General features: G+C 65.8%; 16 protein-coding genes. 12 read left to right on the top strand and 4 right to left on the bottom strand.

Features of this window, described 5'->3' with window-relative positions; genetic code table 11:
* Window positions 1-173: 173 nt before the first annotated feature.
* From ACLJO0_RS36890 to ACLJO0_RS36865, 6 genes are all read left to right on the top strand, one after another.
* Window positions 174-2,357 carry a B12-binding domain-containing radical SAM protein gene (locus tag ACLJO0_RS36890; protein WP_410583904.1) on the top strand — a complete coding sequence of 728 codons (2,184 nt, stop codon included), beginning with the start codon at window positions 174-176 and terminating at the stop codon, window positions 2,355-2,357.
* 127 nt (window positions 2,358-2,484) lie between these two features.
* Window positions 2,485-3,258: a dTMP kinase gene (locus tag ACLJO0_RS36885; protein ID WP_410583902.1), complete on the top strand. Its 774-nt coding sequence runs from the start codon at window positions 2,485-2,487 to the stop codon at window positions 3,256-3,258.
* Window positions 3,255-4,496 (top strand): DegT/DnrJ/EryC1/StrS family aminotransferase, encoded by a 1,242-nt coding sequence (locus tag ACLJO0_RS36880; protein WP_410583900.1) that lies wholly within the window; start codon window positions 3,255-3,257, stop codon window positions 4,494-4,496. Before ACLJO0_RS36885 ends, ACLJO0_RS36880 begins: the two co-directional genes overlap by 4 nt.
* Window positions 4,493-5,827 carry a formyltransferase family protein gene (locus tag ACLJO0_RS36875; protein WP_410583898.1) on the top strand — a complete coding sequence of 445 codons (1,335 nt, stop codon included), beginning with the start codon at window positions 4,493-4,495 and terminating at the stop codon, window positions 5,825-5,827. Before ACLJO0_RS36880 ends, ACLJO0_RS36875 begins: the two co-directional genes overlap by 4 nt.
* A gap of 17 nt (window positions 5,828-5,844) precedes the next feature.
* On the top strand, window positions 5,845-6,543 hold the full coding sequence (locus tag ACLJO0_RS36870; protein WP_410583896.1) for a hypothetical protein: 699 nt from the start codon (window positions 5,845-5,847) through the stop codon (window positions 6,541-6,543).
* A 5-nt stretch (window positions 6,544-6,548) separates the two neighbouring features.
* The gene (locus ACLJO0_RS36865; protein WP_410583894.1) at window positions 6,549-7,397 is read left to right on the top strand and encodes an endonuclease/exonuclease/phosphatase family protein; all 849 of its coding nucleotides are present in this window, start codon (window positions 6,549-6,551) and stop codon (window positions 7,395-7,397) included.
* 24 nt (window positions 7,398-7,421) lie between these two features.
* Here the strand turns inward: ACLJO0_RS36865 and ACLJO0_RS36860 are convergent, their stop codons facing one another.
* Window positions 7,422-8,021, bottom strand: a complete 600-nt coding sequence (locus ACLJO0_RS36860) for an NUDIX hydrolase (protein ID WP_410583892.1) — start codon at window positions 8,019-8,021, stop codon at window positions 7,422-7,424.
* A gap of 160 nt (window positions 8,022-8,181) precedes the next feature.
* Window positions 8,182-8,916: an endonuclease gene (locus tag ACLJO0_RS36855; protein ID WP_410583890.1), complete on the bottom strand. Its 735-nt coding sequence runs from the start codon at window positions 8,914-8,916 to the stop codon at window positions 8,182-8,184.
* 648 nt (window positions 8,917-9,564) lie between these two features.
* Here ACLJO0_RS36855 and ACLJO0_RS36850 point away from each other — a divergent pair.
* The 5 genes from ACLJO0_RS36850 to ACLJO0_RS36830 all read left to right on the top strand — a co-directional run bounded on the left by ACLJO0_RS36850 (window position 9,565) and on the right by ACLJO0_RS36830 (window position 13,427).
* Window positions 9,565-9,927 carry a histone-like nucleoid-structuring protein Lsr2 gene (locus ACLJO0_RS36850; RefSeq protein ID WP_410583888.1) on the top strand — a complete coding sequence of 121 codons (363 nt, stop codon included), beginning with the start codon at window positions 9,565-9,567 and terminating at the stop codon, window positions 9,925-9,927.
* Window positions 9,928-10,523: 596 nt separating this feature from the next.
* Window positions 10,524-10,805, top strand: coding sequence for a hypothetical protein (locus ACLJO0_RS36845; protein ID WP_410583886.1), 282 nt, complete (start codon window positions 10,524-10,526; stop codon window positions 10,803-10,805).
* Window positions 10,806-11,111: 306 nt separating this feature from the next.
* Complete coding sequence (locus tag ACLJO0_RS36840; protein WP_410583884.1) at window positions 11,112-11,699, top strand: hypothetical protein; 588 nt, start codon at window positions 11,112-11,114, stop codon at window positions 11,697-11,699.
* Window positions 11,700-12,218: 519 nt separating this feature from the next.
* Window positions 12,219-12,896, top strand: a complete 678-nt coding sequence (locus ACLJO0_RS36835) for a hypothetical protein (RefSeq protein ID WP_410583882.1) — start codon at window positions 12,219-12,221, stop codon at window positions 12,894-12,896.
* Between the two features lie 186 nt (window positions 12,897-13,082).
* Window positions 13,083-13,427, top strand: coding sequence for a hypothetical protein (locus tag ACLJO0_RS36830; protein WP_410583880.1), 345 nt, complete (start codon window positions 13,083-13,085; stop codon window positions 13,425-13,427).
* Between the two features lie 42 nt (window positions 13,428-13,469).
* On the opposite strand, the gene ACLJO0_RS36825 is transcribed toward ACLJO0_RS36830, so the two are convergent.
* The gene (locus ACLJO0_RS36825; protein WP_410583878.1) at window positions 13,470-14,099 is read right to left on the bottom strand and encodes a hypothetical protein; all 630 of its coding nucleotides are present in this window, start codon (window positions 14,097-14,099) and stop codon (window positions 13,470-13,472) included.
* A 145-nt stretch (window positions 14,100-14,244) separates the two neighbouring features.
* Entirely contained in the window at window positions 14,245-14,610 is a 366-nt protein-coding gene (locus ACLJO0_RS36820) for a hypothetical protein (protein WP_410583876.1), read from the bottom strand.
* A gap of 1,385 nt (window positions 14,611-15,995) precedes the next feature.
* On the opposite strand from ACLJO0_RS36820, the gene ACLJO0_RS36815 reads away from it, so the two are divergent.
* Window positions 15,996-16,280: a hypothetical protein gene (locus ACLJO0_RS36815; protein WP_410583874.1), complete on the top strand. Its 285-nt coding sequence runs from the start codon at window positions 15,996-15,998 to the stop codon at window positions 16,278-16,280.
* The last annotated feature ends 655 nt before the right edge of the window (window positions 16,281-16,935 follow it).

Below are 16,935 nucleotides of genomic sequence, written 5' to 3'. Positions count from 1 at the left end.
GGGTGTCCCATACTGTCCGAAACCTTACGTGGAGTGGCCCGGTTGGTCTGTATCCGCGCAGGTGAAGGACATGTGGATTGTCGGACAGTCCGGGTGTGTCCGACGCTCTTGCCGGCCACGCCCTCGTGCAGGTGTGCTGGATATCCACGGCACATCCTGGCGGGGAGCACGGTATGCGCATGCTGCAGGATTTCACCACCTCAACGACCACACGCGGGCGACTACCTTCTCCGTTTCTCGCTCGGCTTGTCGAGGCGCTGCGCGCGACGACGGGAGAGGCGGTCGCCGACCACATCCTCGCAGCGCTGCCGGAGATCCCTGAGACGGATGTGACCAGGTTGAGCAAGCTGCTGGCCGGTGCCGTACCCGGCAGGTTCAGTCTCACGGGTGGCTTGGACCGTCGGCTCCTGTTCGCGGAACGAACCGCCGAGCTACGCGGCTGGGTGGTCGCCGACCTGTCCGGCCAGCCGCACAGCAGCCGTGAATGGCCGGCGTGGACTGCCGGCACGGTGCGTCTCTCCGACCCAGATCACTGGCTGTCCGTCGCGGAGTTGTCCGGCGACGCCCCGGCACGGCTGGCACGCCCGAAGGTTCTGCTGACGTCGCTGTACCACCCCGAGTGGTTTCCTTTGCCTCGGTTTCCGCTGGCCATCTCTGACCTTGCCCGGGCAGCACGGCTCACGCTCATGGGGCAGGTGCAGTTGATCGACATGCAATTGGGCTCCTCGCTGGACGACATCATGCGCTGGGTCCACGATCACGGTCCCGACATGGTGGGGATCTCGGCCACCTTCGGCCAGCACGATCTGATGACCGAGCTCCTCGATCGGCTAGACCGCCTCCCCGACCCGCCGCTGGTGCTCGCCGGGGGCAGTTTGACCGTGCGCAACGAGACGATGCTGCTGGAGAGATACCCGACGCTGCTCATTGCCCGCGGAGCCGGTGAGCCTACGATCACCGACGCGATGTCGCATGTCCACGGCGACTGCGACCTCGCCAGTGTCCGTGGCATCGGTTACCGCGGAGCTCCACGGGGCGGAGCCATCGCGATCGGCACCAGACCGCGGCACACGGCCATCCAGCCAAACCGGCTCCAGGACGACTTCCTGCCCGAGCTCGACCTCCTGGACGCCACATTCGCGCGCAACGGTGTCGCGCAGCTGGAGATCTCCCGGGGATGCACCAGCCACTGCTCGTTCTGCCCCCGCGGGCACAAAGGCTCCTGGTCCGGCGGCAACACCGACAGCCTCACCTGGATGCTTGCCGAAATCGGCAGGGTCGCCGACCGGCACCCAGCAATCTCACGCACCCTCTACGTCGTCGACGAGGAATTCATCGGCCGCGGCGCCGACGCTGTCAGCCGGTCACTCGACATCGCGACCACCATCAGCAACGCGGGATTCACCTGGGAATCGTCGTGCAGAATCGACCAGGTCGTTCGCCCGGATCGCGACCGCGCCTGGCACATGGAGCGCGCCTCGATGTGGCGCCGGCTCCTGAGCGCCGGTCTGCGCAGGATGCTGTTCGGTGTCGAGTCCGGGGTGACCTCGATCCTGGAACGCTTCGCCAAAGGCAGCACCGCCGAACAGAACGCCCTGGCGATCCGCACGTTGTCCGCCCTCGGCGTGCCGACGCGATTCACCTACATCACCTTCGACCACCTGATGACCGCTGACGAACTGGCGGCGAGCCACGCATTCCAGGCCCGCACCGACTTACTGCTGCGTCCACTGCCGGACCTGTCAGTCGAGCAGATCGTGGAGGGCGTCACCGACCCGGATTTCGTGGAAAAGCACACGACAGGCCGCCCGTTCTACACCGAGATCTCCTACATGCTGGTGTCGATGGAGTGCCTGATCGGCGCCCCCTACACCCGTGCGGTGCAAGCGCAAGGCCTCGCGGGCGCGGCGGACGCGGCGATGGGGCGGGTCGAGGCACAGTTCGCCGACTGGCGGATCGGCGTCTGCTCACGTCGTGCGCAAATGTGGGTCGATCGCCACTTCGCACTCGACTACACCCTCAAGAGCCTGGAGAAAATCCTGGACGGCGTCTCCCGCCGTCGCGTGCGCGCAGCGCGGGGCGTCCTGAAACACAGCTCATTCCGCGTACTCACCGGCATGCTCGATCTCCTCAGCCGCCACAGCTCGGACCGGGTTGATTCCAGCCTTGATTCCGCGGTGCTCGCACTCCTGGACACTGCGGCGGGTGACCTGGCCACCGCACTGGCACTCGCGATAGACCATGTCCGTCCCACGCTGCGGCAGTCGAGCGCGCAGCTGCTCGACCAGGAATTCACCCGATGGTCTGACACTGACGGATGGCATCTGATCAACGCGAACGACCCATGCGGCCCTTGACCTCCAGCGCCGCGCCGCCCCCTTGCAGTCCTGCGGCGCGGACATATTGCCCTGTCTGCCCGCCATCACGACAATCAATGGACGCGCACTCGCCAGGGTGTGGCCACCAGCGAGAGGAGCCGCGCGCGTGCCTGGTCGCTTCATCGCCTTGGAAGGAACAGACGGCGTCGGGAAGACATCCCTGGCGTGTCACCTCGCCGACATCAGCTATGAGACGGCGATCGCCCGGCTCGAGGGTCCAGCGGCGCCCCGCCCGACATCAGCCGGTACCGGGGCCCTGGTGTTCGTTCCGCGCAGGCAGATCTCGGCGACCTCGACCTACGCGGCCACGCTGATGGAACACCTGTCCACCATGCTCTGGCACAGCGGAGACGCCCCGGACCTCTCCGATTCGTTCTGGGTGTCACTGCAGGCAGCGTGGTTCACCGCGCACACCGAAACCGTGGTGTTGCCGCTACTCGACGCGGGATTCGACATCATCGTCGATGGCTGGGTGTACAAGTTCTTCGCCAAACTGCTCCTGCAGGGATTCAGCGAGCCAGATCTGGCGGTGATCTTCCACCGCGTGAGGATGCCCGACGCGGTCGTGCTGCTGCGGGCCGACGCCGGCGCCTTGTACGACCGCCGCCGGAACTTCCGGCCGGCCGAGCTGGGGATGCACGCCCGTTACGGCGGTCTCGACGAACTGGGCCGGGAGACGTTCGTGGACTACCAGAGCAAGGCCGCCGCCAACCTGCACGCGTTCGCCACACGGGAGGGATGGCACACCGCGGACCTCGACCCCGACGAGCCGATACCTGACACCGCTCGGCGGCTCGCACCGATCGTGACCCCTCTTCGAACCCCGCCCCCACCCCACGCGGCGACAGCCACACCGAGAAACGGAGAAGCGTCGCGATGACCATGACCAGCCCGCTCGCCGCCCACGGTGGAACACGAGTCCTCAACCTTCAGCCACCACACTACAAGTGGCCCGCTGTAACCCCCGACCTGGACGAGGCGGTCCGCGCACAACTGCACCGGTCCCTGTCCGACCGGGACTCCTCCGGTGTAATCGGGGAGTTCGAGTCGGCCTTCGCTCGCTTCGTCGGCACGCCCTACGCCGTGTCGTTCGCGTCCGGCACAGCGGCCATCCACGCGATGAGCCGCATCGCTGGTCTTCAGCCAGGAGACGCGATCCTCGCCCCGGCCTACACCTTCTTCGCCACGGCCAGTCCTTTCGCCCACGACGGCATCGAAGTCCGCTTCGCCGACGCCGACCACTACGGCAACGTCACGGCCGCGACCCTGGCGGAGAAACTGACATCAGCGGTCCGGGCGGTCATCGTCACCCACATGTGGGGCAACCCCTGCCCGATGGACGAGATCGTCGAGTTCTGCCGCGCTCACGGCCTGCTGCTGCTGGAGGACTGCTCCCACGCACACTTCGCGACGTCGCGGGGGCGGCGAGTCGGGACCTTCGGAGACATGGCGGTGTTCTCCACAAATCAGAAGGCGATCACCACCGGCGAAGGCGGAGTTCTCGTCACCAGCAACGACCGCTACCGCGAAATGGCGTTGCTCTACGGGCACTACAACAAGCGCTGCCTGAAGGAAATCGACCCCGCGGCCGAGTACTACCCGTACGCCTTCACCGGGATGGGCCTCAAACACCGCATCACCACTCTCGGCGCCGCCATCGGCGTCCACCAACTCGACCACGCGACCGACACCGAACGCCGCCGCCGCGCGATCCTCGCCCGCTACACCGCCGCCCTGGCCGAGAACCCGGTGATCGCCCCTGCCGTCGTGCCCGAGGCAGAGGGGGAGCATGGCCTCTACGTGCTCGGGCTGCGATTCAACCCGGAGAATGCCTCGGTGTCCCGGGACGAGTTCGTCGCTCTGTGCCAAGCTGAGGGAGCCTCCGAGGTGGACGTGCCAGGATCGACTCGCGACATCAGCTCGGAGCCGCTGTTCGCGCGCCGTGACCCGTTCGCGCCCTGGACACCCACCACACCGTCTTTCACCGGAATGCCGGGAGTAACCGGATTCGCCGACACTTTCGTCAAACTCCCACTGTGGGGATACGAGGGCGACGAGCCCTTCGTAGCCGGCTATCTCGATGCTCTCGCCAAGGTCTCCGCTGCGGTGGCACGGTGACAGTCACGCCCGCGGCCGAACAGACCCACACGCGCGGACATGCGGTGGCACGCCACCCAGTCCGGGTCGCTATCGATGGCGACTTCGCGATCGATGACCTACTGGCCCTCCCCGCAGACGGCCCGGCGCGCCGGCTGCACTCGGTGCCGACCACCCTGGACACGCTAGAACACCTTCGCGCTACCGACGCCCCTGACACATCCGCCGATACGCACTGCGACCCCGCCCGCACGCCGTCTAACCCGACCGGGGCCGACGCCGTTCTCCTCCGCCGATTCGAGGTCAGCGGCCTGTTCCAGCCACCTGTCCGAGAACAGATCACGGGACTGAGCCCTGAGGCAGGAGCGGCCTGGCTGGCACTGGCCGCGCGTTGGGTCGACCTTTCCCAGTCCAGCGGCGATCTGCGTTTCCTCAACACGGCGTGCAAACTCATCGGCGCCGTCTGGGCGCACCACACCCCCAGCGGCGACCGGCAGTGGAACGAACCCGGCTTAACCGCCCAGTTAGCGGCCGTCGGACGCGTGCTCGGTGAGGCCACCGACCGGCTTCAACGGCGGCTGACCACCCGGTCCATGCCTTCCAGTCCCGCCGGCGCCGATGAAGAGGACTTGAAGCCAGACCGGCTTGTCACGACAAGCCAGGCTCGAATCGTCGTGCTGGCCGGCGCCGGTTCGCGCAGCGCCGGACGTCTCGTTTCCGCAGCGACCACCGCGGGGCTGCCGATCGAGACCGTGTGCTGGTACGCACCTCCGCGCAGTCCGCTGACCGAACCGTCGAACTACTCCAGCGCCTGGTATCCACCCGGCCAGTCACACCCCTCACCCTCGGTCGACATGCCGCGCCGTGTGCAAGCCACCACGGCCCGAACCTGGGAAGAAGTAGCCGCAGCGATCCATTCCGCCGGGGCCGACATCGTGCTCCTCGTCGGCATGCCCGTGGTTCCGGACTTCGTCCTTCACACCGCCCCCTCGGGCGTCCTCAACGCCCACAACGGCGCGCTGCCCACCTACCGCGGCATGGACGCTGTCGGCTGGGCGCTACTGCATGACGAGCCAGTCGTGTGCAGCCTGCACATGGCGCGTCCCGAGGTCGACGCGGGCGAACTCATCGCGACGCACGCCGTCCCGATCGTTCCTCTCGCCACGCTGGCGGCCAGGGTGAAAACAACCCAGCTCCAGCTTCTGCTGGACGGAGCCGCACACGTCGCCGCCACTGGCGCCTTACCCGACCTCACCCCGCAACCTACGAACGGCACCCAGTTCTATCGCCTGCACCCTCACCTCAAACGCCTCCTCGACGCGTCGCCCTACGCCCTCAACGACGGACCTTGACGGACGGTGAACCAGCCATGACCAGCGCGCCTCACCCCACTTTCGCCGCACTCGGCGACATCGACTGGAACGACACCGCCTCGATTCTGCGCGGCTGCACCCCGCTATTCCACGCGTTGGCCAGCGACCCCGCCCTGCTGTCCACCCTCGTCGCGGGAGTCGCCGATGAGCCCCATCTGGCCGACATGTGCGAGGGATACGACTTCATGCACAAGCTGGTCCTCTACGACGCGGCCGACCTCGGTGTCCGGCTGAGGCTGCATCACTACAAGCCAGGATTCTTCGACCGGCCGCACAACCACCGATGGAGTTTCGCCAGCCACATCCTCCGAGGCGGATACCACCACCGCATCTTCGGCCGCGACGACCAGTTCGGCGAAGACACTGACCCCGAAAGCCTGCTCCCCATCCACGAACGGGTCGAACAGCCGGGCTCGACCTACGCCTTGCATCACACCAGCGTGCACACTGTGCAAGCCCAAGCCGACACCATCTCCCTGCTCGTGCGGGGCCCCTCCGCCAAAGAGCGGTTCCTGATCCTCGACGCCGCTGCGGGGGGCTTCTTCTGGGTCTACGGTGCAGCTCGAGAATCACCCGAACAACGCGCCAGCAAGCGCTTGACCGCGGGTCAACTCACCAACACCATCACCCGGATCCAGCGACTGATCACCGATCCCGATCCGGCGATCCGATCCGCAGCTCTCAAGGAAAGGTAGACACTGTGAGCGACGACGCCTGGCAGGGAATGCTGTTCGGGGCGACCACAGTCGAGAACGAGGCCAACCAGGACGGCCCGGTCGACGAACTTCGCGTGTGCGCACTGAACGTCAACAGCCCCAACCCCAGCCGTGCGCAACGCATCGTCAACTGGCTGCTGGCCACCAAGAGCAACACGCTGGTCTTGACCGAGATGCAGCCCTCCGAAGGAGGACGCCACATTCTGGCAGGTCTCCAAGCGGAAGGATTCACCACCACCTGCACACCCGGCTGGAGAGACGCCCGCTACTTCGCCACTGTCGCCGCTCGAGGAATCACGGCTGTATCGGTGAAACCGGCTGGGTTCGATCCTCGCGTCGTTGCCGCGGACCTCACCAACGACACCACAACCGTGCGCCTCGTGGGCTTGTATGGGCCGACAAACGGCATGACCGCGGAGAGCAGCTCCCGTCGCCGCGAGTTTCAGGGGCGGTTTCTCCAGTATCTCGCCGAGATCAGCACCTCAGCGCTGTGTGTGGTGGGCGACCTCAACGTCGTTGAGCCCGACCACCGGCCCCATCTTCCGGCGTTCGAAGATCACGACTACGCCTTCTACTCCAGGTTGCTGGCAGCGGGCCTCCGCGACGCCTACCGCGAACTCAACCCCGCGGGCGGCGACCACAGCTGGATCAATCCTCGCTTCGGCAGCCAACGACTGGATCACACCTTGATCAGCGCTGCAGCGGGGGACATCCACACGTGCGCATACGACCACGCCACCCGCAGCGAGGACCTCAGCGACCACGCGGCACTGCTCACCACCATCAAGTTACGAGGAGCTACCGCGGCCGCGAACGGCCAGCCCGCCATGTAGGCACGTGGCGGTCCTTGGAGACGCTCAGCCCACCATCGCCGGAGTGCCCAGACGAGCCAACAGCTTGTCACGGAAGCGCTTCATGTGTGGGTCGAACCTGTCGTGCGCCCACTCTGCGGGGTCGTCCAAATCGAACCATCGCACCTCGTTCGCTTCACGCGGGTCCGCCTCGATGCGCATGTCGTGGTCAGCGGCCAGCACGAACCAGAACGACACGTCTGTGTGACTGTGTTCGCCGCGCGTCTTGGTCACAGTCAGGAAGAGCGGCTCATTCCCGAAACGCGGGTGAAACTCGCCGTCGATGCTCAGTTCCTCGAAAGCCTCACGCAGCACAGTTGTGCGCGGATCCTCTCCATCATCGACGTGGCCGCCCGGAAACAACCACAAGCCGGCCTTCACATGGTCGACCAACAGCACTGAGCGCCGCGCATCATCGAGCAACGCAAAGTAGACACACAGGTGTTTGTCGGGCGTCGCCGGGCGTGTGATTCGGAACAGCGGCGCACCCGATCGAATCCACTGCAACGTCGCAGTCTTGTCGTGAACCTCATGCTCGTCGAGCGGGGTCACACCTGCAACGAGGCTGTCCACCACGTCGCGCGGATTCTGCTCTGCCACTGTCATCTTCGAAGTCCTCCACCACGACCGCGCTCAGTTCGCCCACTGTTCCAGCAACGATGCTTGCTGACGCCCGAAGGCGTGGGGCGGACCCTAGCAGCGCTCCAACAGCAGTGTGCGCAGCCCACGCCGACCGCCTGCGTCGTTGCACGAAAGGCTTACGCCATCACACGCCAGTCAGGTCGAGTGTCACAGTCATAGCGGAGTGGTCGGTCAGACCAGCTGTTCGCACCGAGTGGTCGTAGCTACACGCGACCACAGCAGAGCGATGCGAGCGGCTGACGAAGGCATGATCGAATCGGTATCTGTTACGCCCGCCGTCCCCGGAAGGCCGGCCAAACCACGAGTAGTCCATCGCGTCCGGTTCCACGAGGCGGAAGGCATCCTCAAATCCGGTTCGGCTAAAGGCCCGGTAGAAGTCATACTCCCAATCACGAAACACCGCATAGCGCGGCTTGTGACACGGCTCCAGCACGTTGAGGTCGCCAGCGATCACCACAGGTCCAGGAACATCCCATGCCGCCACGGTCGGCAACACCGCTGCGACCCGCTCCTGAAATGCGCGCTTGTCCACGTTGCGCCGAGCCGCAGAGCCTCGCGACGGTACATAAAGGCCAGTAACCCCGATCTCACCCGCAGGCAGGCCGATGCGTGCGGCGACACACCGGTGCCGCAGCGCACCTGCCCCGACGTCAACAACTGCTGGATCGACACCGCGGCTGGCCACGAGAACCCGGTACCGATCATCGCCGGACGGCTCGGGGAGCACCACACCGAAGTCCGCGTCCACCAGCAACTGAGCCAGAACGTCACCGGACTCGCCGGCCGACACCTCAGTGAGAACCAGGACGTCGGCACCATTCTCGCAGAACCACGCGGCTTGCCGGCGAGTCCTCGACACGCTGGCTCGCTGGACATTGCAGGTGAGCACCTGTATCTCGCATGTTCGGCTCATGGTGGGCCGACTCTAACGCCACCATTGACCCACGCAGACGGCACATCCGAGTCGCCGCCGATGTCGTGCAGGACACTGCGCTTCCGGCCGAATCTCCAGGGCAGCGTGGACGTGCCCGCCCGCGCTTCTGGCAGAAACACTCCGCTCCGCCGAGACTTCCTCGACCTGACCGGTGGCGCACAGACCGGTCTCCAGCCTCTAGCCCGGAGCATGCCCCGCGTCGACCGCCGCACAGTCCTATGCCCGCGCGATGAACGTTGCGCTCGGGCACCTCGCCAACCCAACACGGTGCCCATCGCAGCCATGGGAACGCGCTCGCGTAGTCGTCCGAGTACCGGCCTGAAAGTGCTAATTGTCTCTGTCGCGCGGTCGCTCAAGCGCATGGGACTTCGGTCGGTGAATGGCGTCAGCGCGGCCATGCCGGTGATGGCGGGCATTCCGCCATGCCGCGTTGGTTGCGCGGGTGGCTGGCGGCTTCACAAGGCTAGGCTGCCGAGGCCGCGAATTGCAGAATTCGAGACATGCCTGTGCGACCGGGCAGGCTGCATACTACTATCGAGTGAATCTCATATTTCTCATTCTGGAGGACGCAGCGTGGCCCAGCAGGTTTTGGTGAGTCTTGTCGATGACATCGATGGCTCGGAAGCGGACGAGACCGTCGAATTCGCACTCGATGGCGTGACATATCAGATCGATCTCTCCCAGGACAACGCCGAAGAGCTTCGTGACGCGCTGGCGCAGTACGTCGATCGCGGTCGACGGGCAGGCGGCCGCAAGCGCACAGCTAAGGTCATCCCGGCTGCGGCAGCGTTCGGCGCAGCACCCAAGGGAACGACACCCGTCGATCGTGAGCAGAACCAGGCAATCCGCGCGTGGGCCCGGAAGAACGGGTATTCGGTGTCGGATCGTGGTCGCATCCCGTCCGAGGTCGTTGAGGCGTATCACAAGAAGAAGTAGCCGCTGATGCAGCGGTCGACTATCGAAAGCCCGGGTGGGTCAGGGCACCTTCCGATGATCGATCGCTGCCCAGGCCATGGATCGGCGGTCTTCCGCTACTGCTCCTAACGCTACGCAGCCACCAGTTGGCGATTGGGCTCCAGCACGTCTATATCGCACGGGCTGGCAGTGCAGGATCAGCGTAAGCGGACCCGATAGTACGCCGCTCCCGGACGCGCCACTTGCCAAATCGGTGAAGGTTCGTCGATGGTGGCCTTGGCGACGCTGGACCTGATGAAGATCGGGCGGCTTTAGAACCGCGGTCCTTGACCGGCGCAACCGCACGCCCAGACAAGGACAGACTGGGCTTCGGTCAATCCTGCGTGCCGTCAGTGTAAGCGAGCTTGCCCTCGACGAGCGCTTGCCTGCGTGCATGTACTGCCGATGTGTTAGGCGTGCCTTCGACGAGATCTCGAAGGTCGACGGCGGTAGCGCCGCCGGTTTGAAGACAGCGTGCAGTGTGTTCTCGATTATGCCGCCCGGCCCGGACAAGGGCTCGGAGAGCAAACAGGAGCGTCGTGACGCCTACCTCGGCTTCTCGTCGCTACGGTGACCTGATGACCTGGCATAGCCACATCGGAGGACTTGCTGTGGCTGTGCAGCGGTGGGAGTCGTTCGCATGGCGGTACACCACGACCGCCATCTATCAGGCCGCAGATACGCGAAAGGCGAAGGCGGCGGTTCTCGTGGCGTGGTCGGAGATCCGGATGGTCGGCAACCCGGAGCCGCGCGCCGCCGCTGAGGAGATCACCGCGGTACTCGGTGAGCTATTCGACGTAATGCCCGGCGCGAAGAAGGCGACAGTACCAGCGTCGTCGTTCGAGGACACGAGTCGATGAATGTTCCGGCTCGGTGAAGCGCAGAAAGACTACGTGCTAGCTGTGCGGCGTGACCTCGGCTTCGCGAAGAAACACTACCGCCGGAATACGTCGTGACTGGTCGAGCCGTGCTCGCCGAACAGGGAGTTCTCGGGATCAAGGACGGGACGCGACGCAAGTGGGCAGATGTCGACGAAGTGCGCACGGCTGGATAAACCGTTCGTAGGCTCTTCGACCGACCCGACGCCGTCGGATCAGTCGCACGTCGCAGTAACAAATGCGCCGACTACCTCGACTTGGTAGCCACAAGCGCTGATGGGGGCACTCATGGAGAACGATGGCTTGGTGATCCGGTTCACCGCCGCGGACGTGCTCGAGCACATGGTCGCGCTCGACCTGGCGAGTTACTGGGCGAGTGCCGTTCCACGCCAAGCCAACGAATACAGGCAGGTGCTCCGCGAACTGATCGAGTCCCATGCCCTGGACAGCGTCGCATCTGAGATCGAGATCCGGGCTCGCTTCGGCAGAGTGCTCACGTGCGGGCATCTGCTGGTCACAGCAGCCCATCAGCTCGAGGTTTGGGGCAGGAAAGTAGCGAGCACCGAGCCACCGAAACCCGTACCCATGCTTGCCAAACTGCGTAACAGCCTGACGCACCTTGACGAGGCTGTCCTGTCCCTTGGACACGCAAGAACACGGCTCGACGCTGACGGGAAGAAAGCCGTGGGCGCGTGGGACATCCGTAAGCTTGTCGGTGGGTTCCTTCCGCTCGACGTTGTCCTCAGCGAAACTAATGCAAAGGTGTTTCAGCAGGTCAGCATTGCTGAGATCGAGAAGAACGCCCAATCGTGGACGAGATACCTTGCTGCGGAGCTAGCCAAACCGGCTACTGAGATCGGGAGAAAGCCCATATAGTAAACATTTATTGGACTCGTCCAGCTTAAGATTGGTGCCGCAAACAATCCCAGTGTGAAAGTCTTCAAAGATACCTGCCAATTAACGTAAGTGTCTGCTGAGGTGGTGTGCGAGCCCGCTATGTGCACCCCGCGAAGAGCGTCTCAGGTCGTCTAAAGGTCGTTGCCGCCCCGCAGCTTCCGATGAGGGTGCAGAAGTGTCACCTCGCGATCCTGCCTGCGGAGGGCGTGGCAGCCACCGTTCCGTGGCCCGCCAGGCTCGCCTTCGGATCGGTCTCTCCAGCATCGAGGGCGCGGACCCCTGCATGCCAACCGCTGGCAGGCGAGCAGAAGCGGAGACGCTCGGCGCGCGACATCGACAAGAACGTGTCCGCTCGCGGCCAAGACCATTGCCAAGCCGTCGGTGTCGATGACGTTCTCGGCTTCCTGGCGGTCGGTGTCGCGGGCCGGCAGGCGTTCGGGTTCCGTGCAGGCCACCGACATGTGAGGCGATGTGGTCCACTGCGGCTAGATTGCGCGTATGCGTATCGAAACTGTGCCGGTTCCTCAGGCGGTCGCGACGCGTCCTCGTGATCGCCGGGGTGTGCCTGTACCGGCGATCACGCATTGGGATGATGGCGTTCCGCAGTGGGCCGAATCGTCGGGCAGTCGTCAAGTGCTGTGCGCGGTGCAGCGGCGGTGTTCGGTGTGCGGGCGGCGGATGCGTGAGGGCGAGACAGAGTGGCATGCCGTGGGGACGTCGACGGCGAGGCGGGTCGCGTATGTCCTGAGCCGGGCTGGGGAGTTCGCGCAGCCGATCGTGACCCGCGAGGTGCCTGGGCACGAGGTGTGCATGGTGTACTCGGCGATCGTGTGCCCGTTCCTGTCATCGCCAGGTGGGCGCCGCAGGCATGACGGTGACGGGCTGGCGGCAGATGTACGGGCGGGGGACCTGCGGGGTGAGGAGTCGGCGCTGGCCGGATTCGGTCCGTACCGGTTGCAGTGGCGGCCGGACCGGCCAGACCTGGTGTACACGCTGCAGCTGACCGAGCCCCGCGGACTGTACCGATATCGCACAGGCGATGAACTGCTGGAAAGGTACCGCGAGCTCCTGGCGGCGGATTCGGCGCCGCAAGAGCCGGACCCGCCCATCCTGGGGACCAACGACGACGACGCGCAAGCCGAGCTTGAGCGCGAGATTCGCCAACAAGTGTACTGAATTCAGGTCGGCCTGGATTCAGTACACCTGCAGCGTGGCCGTGTGAGAGAGACCGAAGAAGCCGAGGACGGCGACGACCACCACTGTCGAGGGCGGACTTCGTGGGTGCGCGGCGAAATTTGATCGACGCGATGAGGTACGACTTCCTGGAGAGGATGTTCGGCGAGGACGGTGGCGGCTGCAGCGATGCCCGCGTTCGGTCGTGACCAGGTCATCGAGTATCTCGCCGCGCTCGCGTTGCGTGAATCGGCCAGCAAAGCGGTCGGCGAGGCCGGGTTGGCGTCCATAGTGGACACCAGCGTGTCCGGGATTGAGGCGCCAAGGGAAGCACTGGTGGTGCTGAGCGGCAACGCCGAGGAGACGGCGGATTTCGCCACCGTTCCTCAGCCGCTCCGGCAGGCCCTGCACGACTTCGCGATCACTGTGACGGTGCGGGCGAGCGAGCACGACGAGGTCACCGACGACCTGGTCGATTCCCTGCTTCTCGAGGGCGAGCAAGTCCGTCTGGTCAAACGGGAGCCCCGCACGTGACCTGGCAGGCGTGACTACGCGAACCGGCTGTTGCACACGGCCTCAGGTGCCGTGGTCCACCAGGACAGCACCGCCGGATACCGGGGCGATCGCCAAGCCCACGGTATCGATGACGCACTCGGCTTCATCCCGGTCGGTGTTGCGGGCGAGCAGGCGTCCGGGTTCGACGAGGGCTGTCCAGATCGCGCCAGGGAGGCGGCCGCCGAAGCCGCCGGCGGCGTAGATGCGGGCCACGTCGCGGGATTCGGTCCAGGACCAGTCGTCGCGGCGGTCGGCGACCGATCCCCGGTACAGCCGCAACGGCTGCGTGGGGCGCGGGACCCGGCGCCCGTCCTCTGTGTAGCCCGCAGCTGCGAATAATGTCCGCCAGCGGTCGCGGGGGAGCGCCAGGTCGGGGCGTTCGGCGTTCGACCAGGCGAGCCCAACGAAGCCGCTTAGCGCGTGATCGGTGACGAGCTGGTGCCGGTGCAGGGCGTCGAGCAGGACTGGCATGTCATCGCCGGGCACCCGATACAGCGCCACTGCGAGTTGCTCCGTGGTCAGCGTGTCGCTGCGGTTGATCAGGTGCGCGGCCAGTTCGACGACCTCGAGAATGACGGGGATGTCGAGGTCGTCGGGCGGTTCGTTCGACGGTTCCGCGGAGTGGTGGGGCTGAAGCTGTGGGTCAGGCATCGGTGGCCTCCTGCTGGATTGGCGAGTGCCAGGGGCACGGGCCGCGCATCGTTGTGGCGAACCGGCTTCCGGGAATGTCGATTCGCGTGTCGAGTCCGACCGTGGTGTTTGGCGCGGTGTATGAATTGCGAGCGGGAGTGCCCGGCTAGAGGTTGGTCAGGTGGATCGCGTAGTTCATGACCGCGTCGCCGACGAGCTCGCCGCGACCGATGACTCCGTCGGTGTCGCCCCGCAGGTGGGCGCGTTGGAAGGAGTTCTGGCACTCGCGTACTTGGGCCCGCAGTCGCACGGACGTCGTGTCGTCTGGTGGCGCGGCGGCCAGAGCGGCGAGGTGATGCACCGACTCGATCGCGGCGTTCACAGCGGTGGCGATCTGGTCGCTGTGCCCGAGTTTGATCCCCTGACGCAGGCGTGCGACCGCCTGCTCTGTCGCGAAACGTTCTGTCCGGACCGCCAGCAGGTGTTTCAGGTCGCCTGCGGGAAGATCGTCCGGCTGGTCAGCTGCCACCATGCGGGCAAGGGTACTGCGACGGGCATACGAGACTTCGCACCGCGGCGGCCACGCCCAGATGGGCTGCGTTCGTGCACGTCGAACGCAAGGCGAGTTGCGGAGGGACACGTCGATCCGGTTCGACGGGGGACACGTTAGCCTCGCCAGGAACGATCGGAGCCTGCTGTGCCCCAACCCCTCACCGTGACCCGCACCAGCGCTCGTCGCTCGACGTCCGCGCACAGAGGCCGGAGGTGCGAGTGCGGTTGCTTCGCGGAGGGGAGGGAGCGGCCGCCGTTCGCGCCGCCTGTCAGGCCGACGGCCCGATTGTGGCCCTGGATGTCCACGAGCCGCATGTCGCCGCAGGGACTCGGCCACCGCGCGGTGGCTACCGCAGGGAACTGACCCAAGCGTGATCACTGGTCGTCGCGAAGGACTCGGCTTCCGGACTCACTCACGGTCCGCCCCCCCCCGCAGCGGTAGTTGACCGCTACCGGTTGTCGGTATCCCGCCGCCAGGACCAGGCTCGGCGAAGCCATCGCCGCCGCGAGCCTCCGGCCTTTGGCGAGGCAGAAGGCGGCAGTGCGGTCGATGAGACATCCGCCGGTGAGGTGGTGTGCGCAGCCGTGCTAGCGGGGTGGGGGTAGTGGATATGGATGTCCCTGGCTTGGACGAGATTGCCGTTGACATCCCCGGTGACCTCGTTGGAGGTCTCCGGTGCCGCGGATGGCGGCTCGGTGAGAGTCGGATCGGCGGCGGGCCGGCGGCGGAGGGCCTCGGCGGTGAGGTTGTGAGTGACGGTCTGCACCTCCTCGGCGTTGTCACCGCTGACCTCGATTCGGGTTTCCCCGGTGACGGCGACAAAGACGGACGCCCGGCACCCGAGGCGCCCACAGCTCACTAGCATGTTGTGGGGCACCTGCGCAGTGATTAGTCCGCCGCACTGAGGGCAGTAGCCCGCAGCCTCTTTGAGTTCCGGTTTGGGCGCCGCTTGCCGCGGGGGTGGAAAGTCTTTCCACCGGCGGCCGCAGGCTTCGCAGAAGGGATCCTCGGTGCGCAGGATCGGCCTGAAACAGCAAGGACAGTCGATGCCGCTTCGCTGTTCTTCTGTCACAGTCAGCCCCGATCACCTCTACCGCACCGAGCCCTTGTGTCGCCACGCGGCGTCCAACCGTTGCCGTAGTTCTCGTCGCAGTCACCATCCGCCGAATCGAAACCCTAACCGCACCCTTTGCCGACAACACGCTTGCCTGATGTACGGATTGTGTCGGTGCCCGCTCGTACTGTGACCGGCATGAGCGTCTATATGGACGAGCTGGCCGTGGCTCGACAGCCAGGACCTGGGGAGCGCGAGGTGCCGGGGGGGCGACCGGCACCTGCGGGGCCGCTACGACGAGCATCGTTCGATGGATGTCGAGCTGCAGGAGCAGACCGCCGACAATCTGCGCTACATGCTCGCGGTGGACGCCGCGGCTCGCGCGGACGGCGACCCGGTCGCCCATCACCGCGACGTCGTCGAGCCGGGCGACGAGCTGTGCTACGCGGCGGCACGGCTGGAACAGCTGACCCAACCCGCTCGGCTTCGCCCACGACGCCGACCTCGGCTGGCGGCCCACTGTTTCGGCGGTGCTGACCGAGATCGGCCGCGTCGCCTCGTCGATGTCGTCCTGGGCGCCGCTGGCGACCGATAGGCGCTGTCGCTGAGCGGTGTCCTCAGCTGCCGGCGCCAGCGATGCTTCTGGTCCGGCCATCGCGGATACCGAGAAGGTGGCTGTCTCGTCGGTAACGCGTGGTCGCCGTGGTCTCGTCCTGGGGTCGGGGGGGGGTGATGACGTCGAGCCGGGGCAGGGTATCGGAGATGAGCCGCCGCCCGTAGTCCATGGCCCGATCCCGGACGTCGGCGACCTCGTCGACGTCCGGCTAGATGGAGAACAGCGCCTCGGCGAGGATCGGGCCGGAGTCGATGCCGTCGTCGATGACGTGGATCCGTGATACCCGCGAGGGTGTCGCGCTTGTGCAGCGCCCAGTTCACAGGCCGGTAAGCCGACGTAATCGAAAGGTGTTGGGGTGGAAGACCAACAGGAATTCCTGTAGATCGTGCGGGCCCGGGTCCGCGACGCAGACCTCGGGCTGACGCGGGAGATTCAGGCCGGCGAGGCGACGCTCGAGGATCGGCTGGAGCTGCCCGACCTGAAACTCGTCGAACACACTGAGCGGACAGGCCATGTGCCGTTGGCGCTTCGCCTGCTCGGCGCTACACGGTCGAAGCATCCCGACTCCCGTCCTGTATGGGAGCTGGAGTGACGGCTGGCCCGCTGCTGTCTTGACGAGTCGGTGATTTCCTGC

The sequence above is a fragment of the Amycolatopsis sp. lyj-108 genome, assembly GCF_046549005.1.
GTDB lineage: Bacteria > Actinomycetota > Actinomycetes > Mycobacteriales > Pseudonocardiaceae > Amycolatopsis.
The sequence above is the reverse complement of the archived record's forward strand: the minus strand, read 5'-3'. Positions and strand labels throughout refer to the sequence as shown.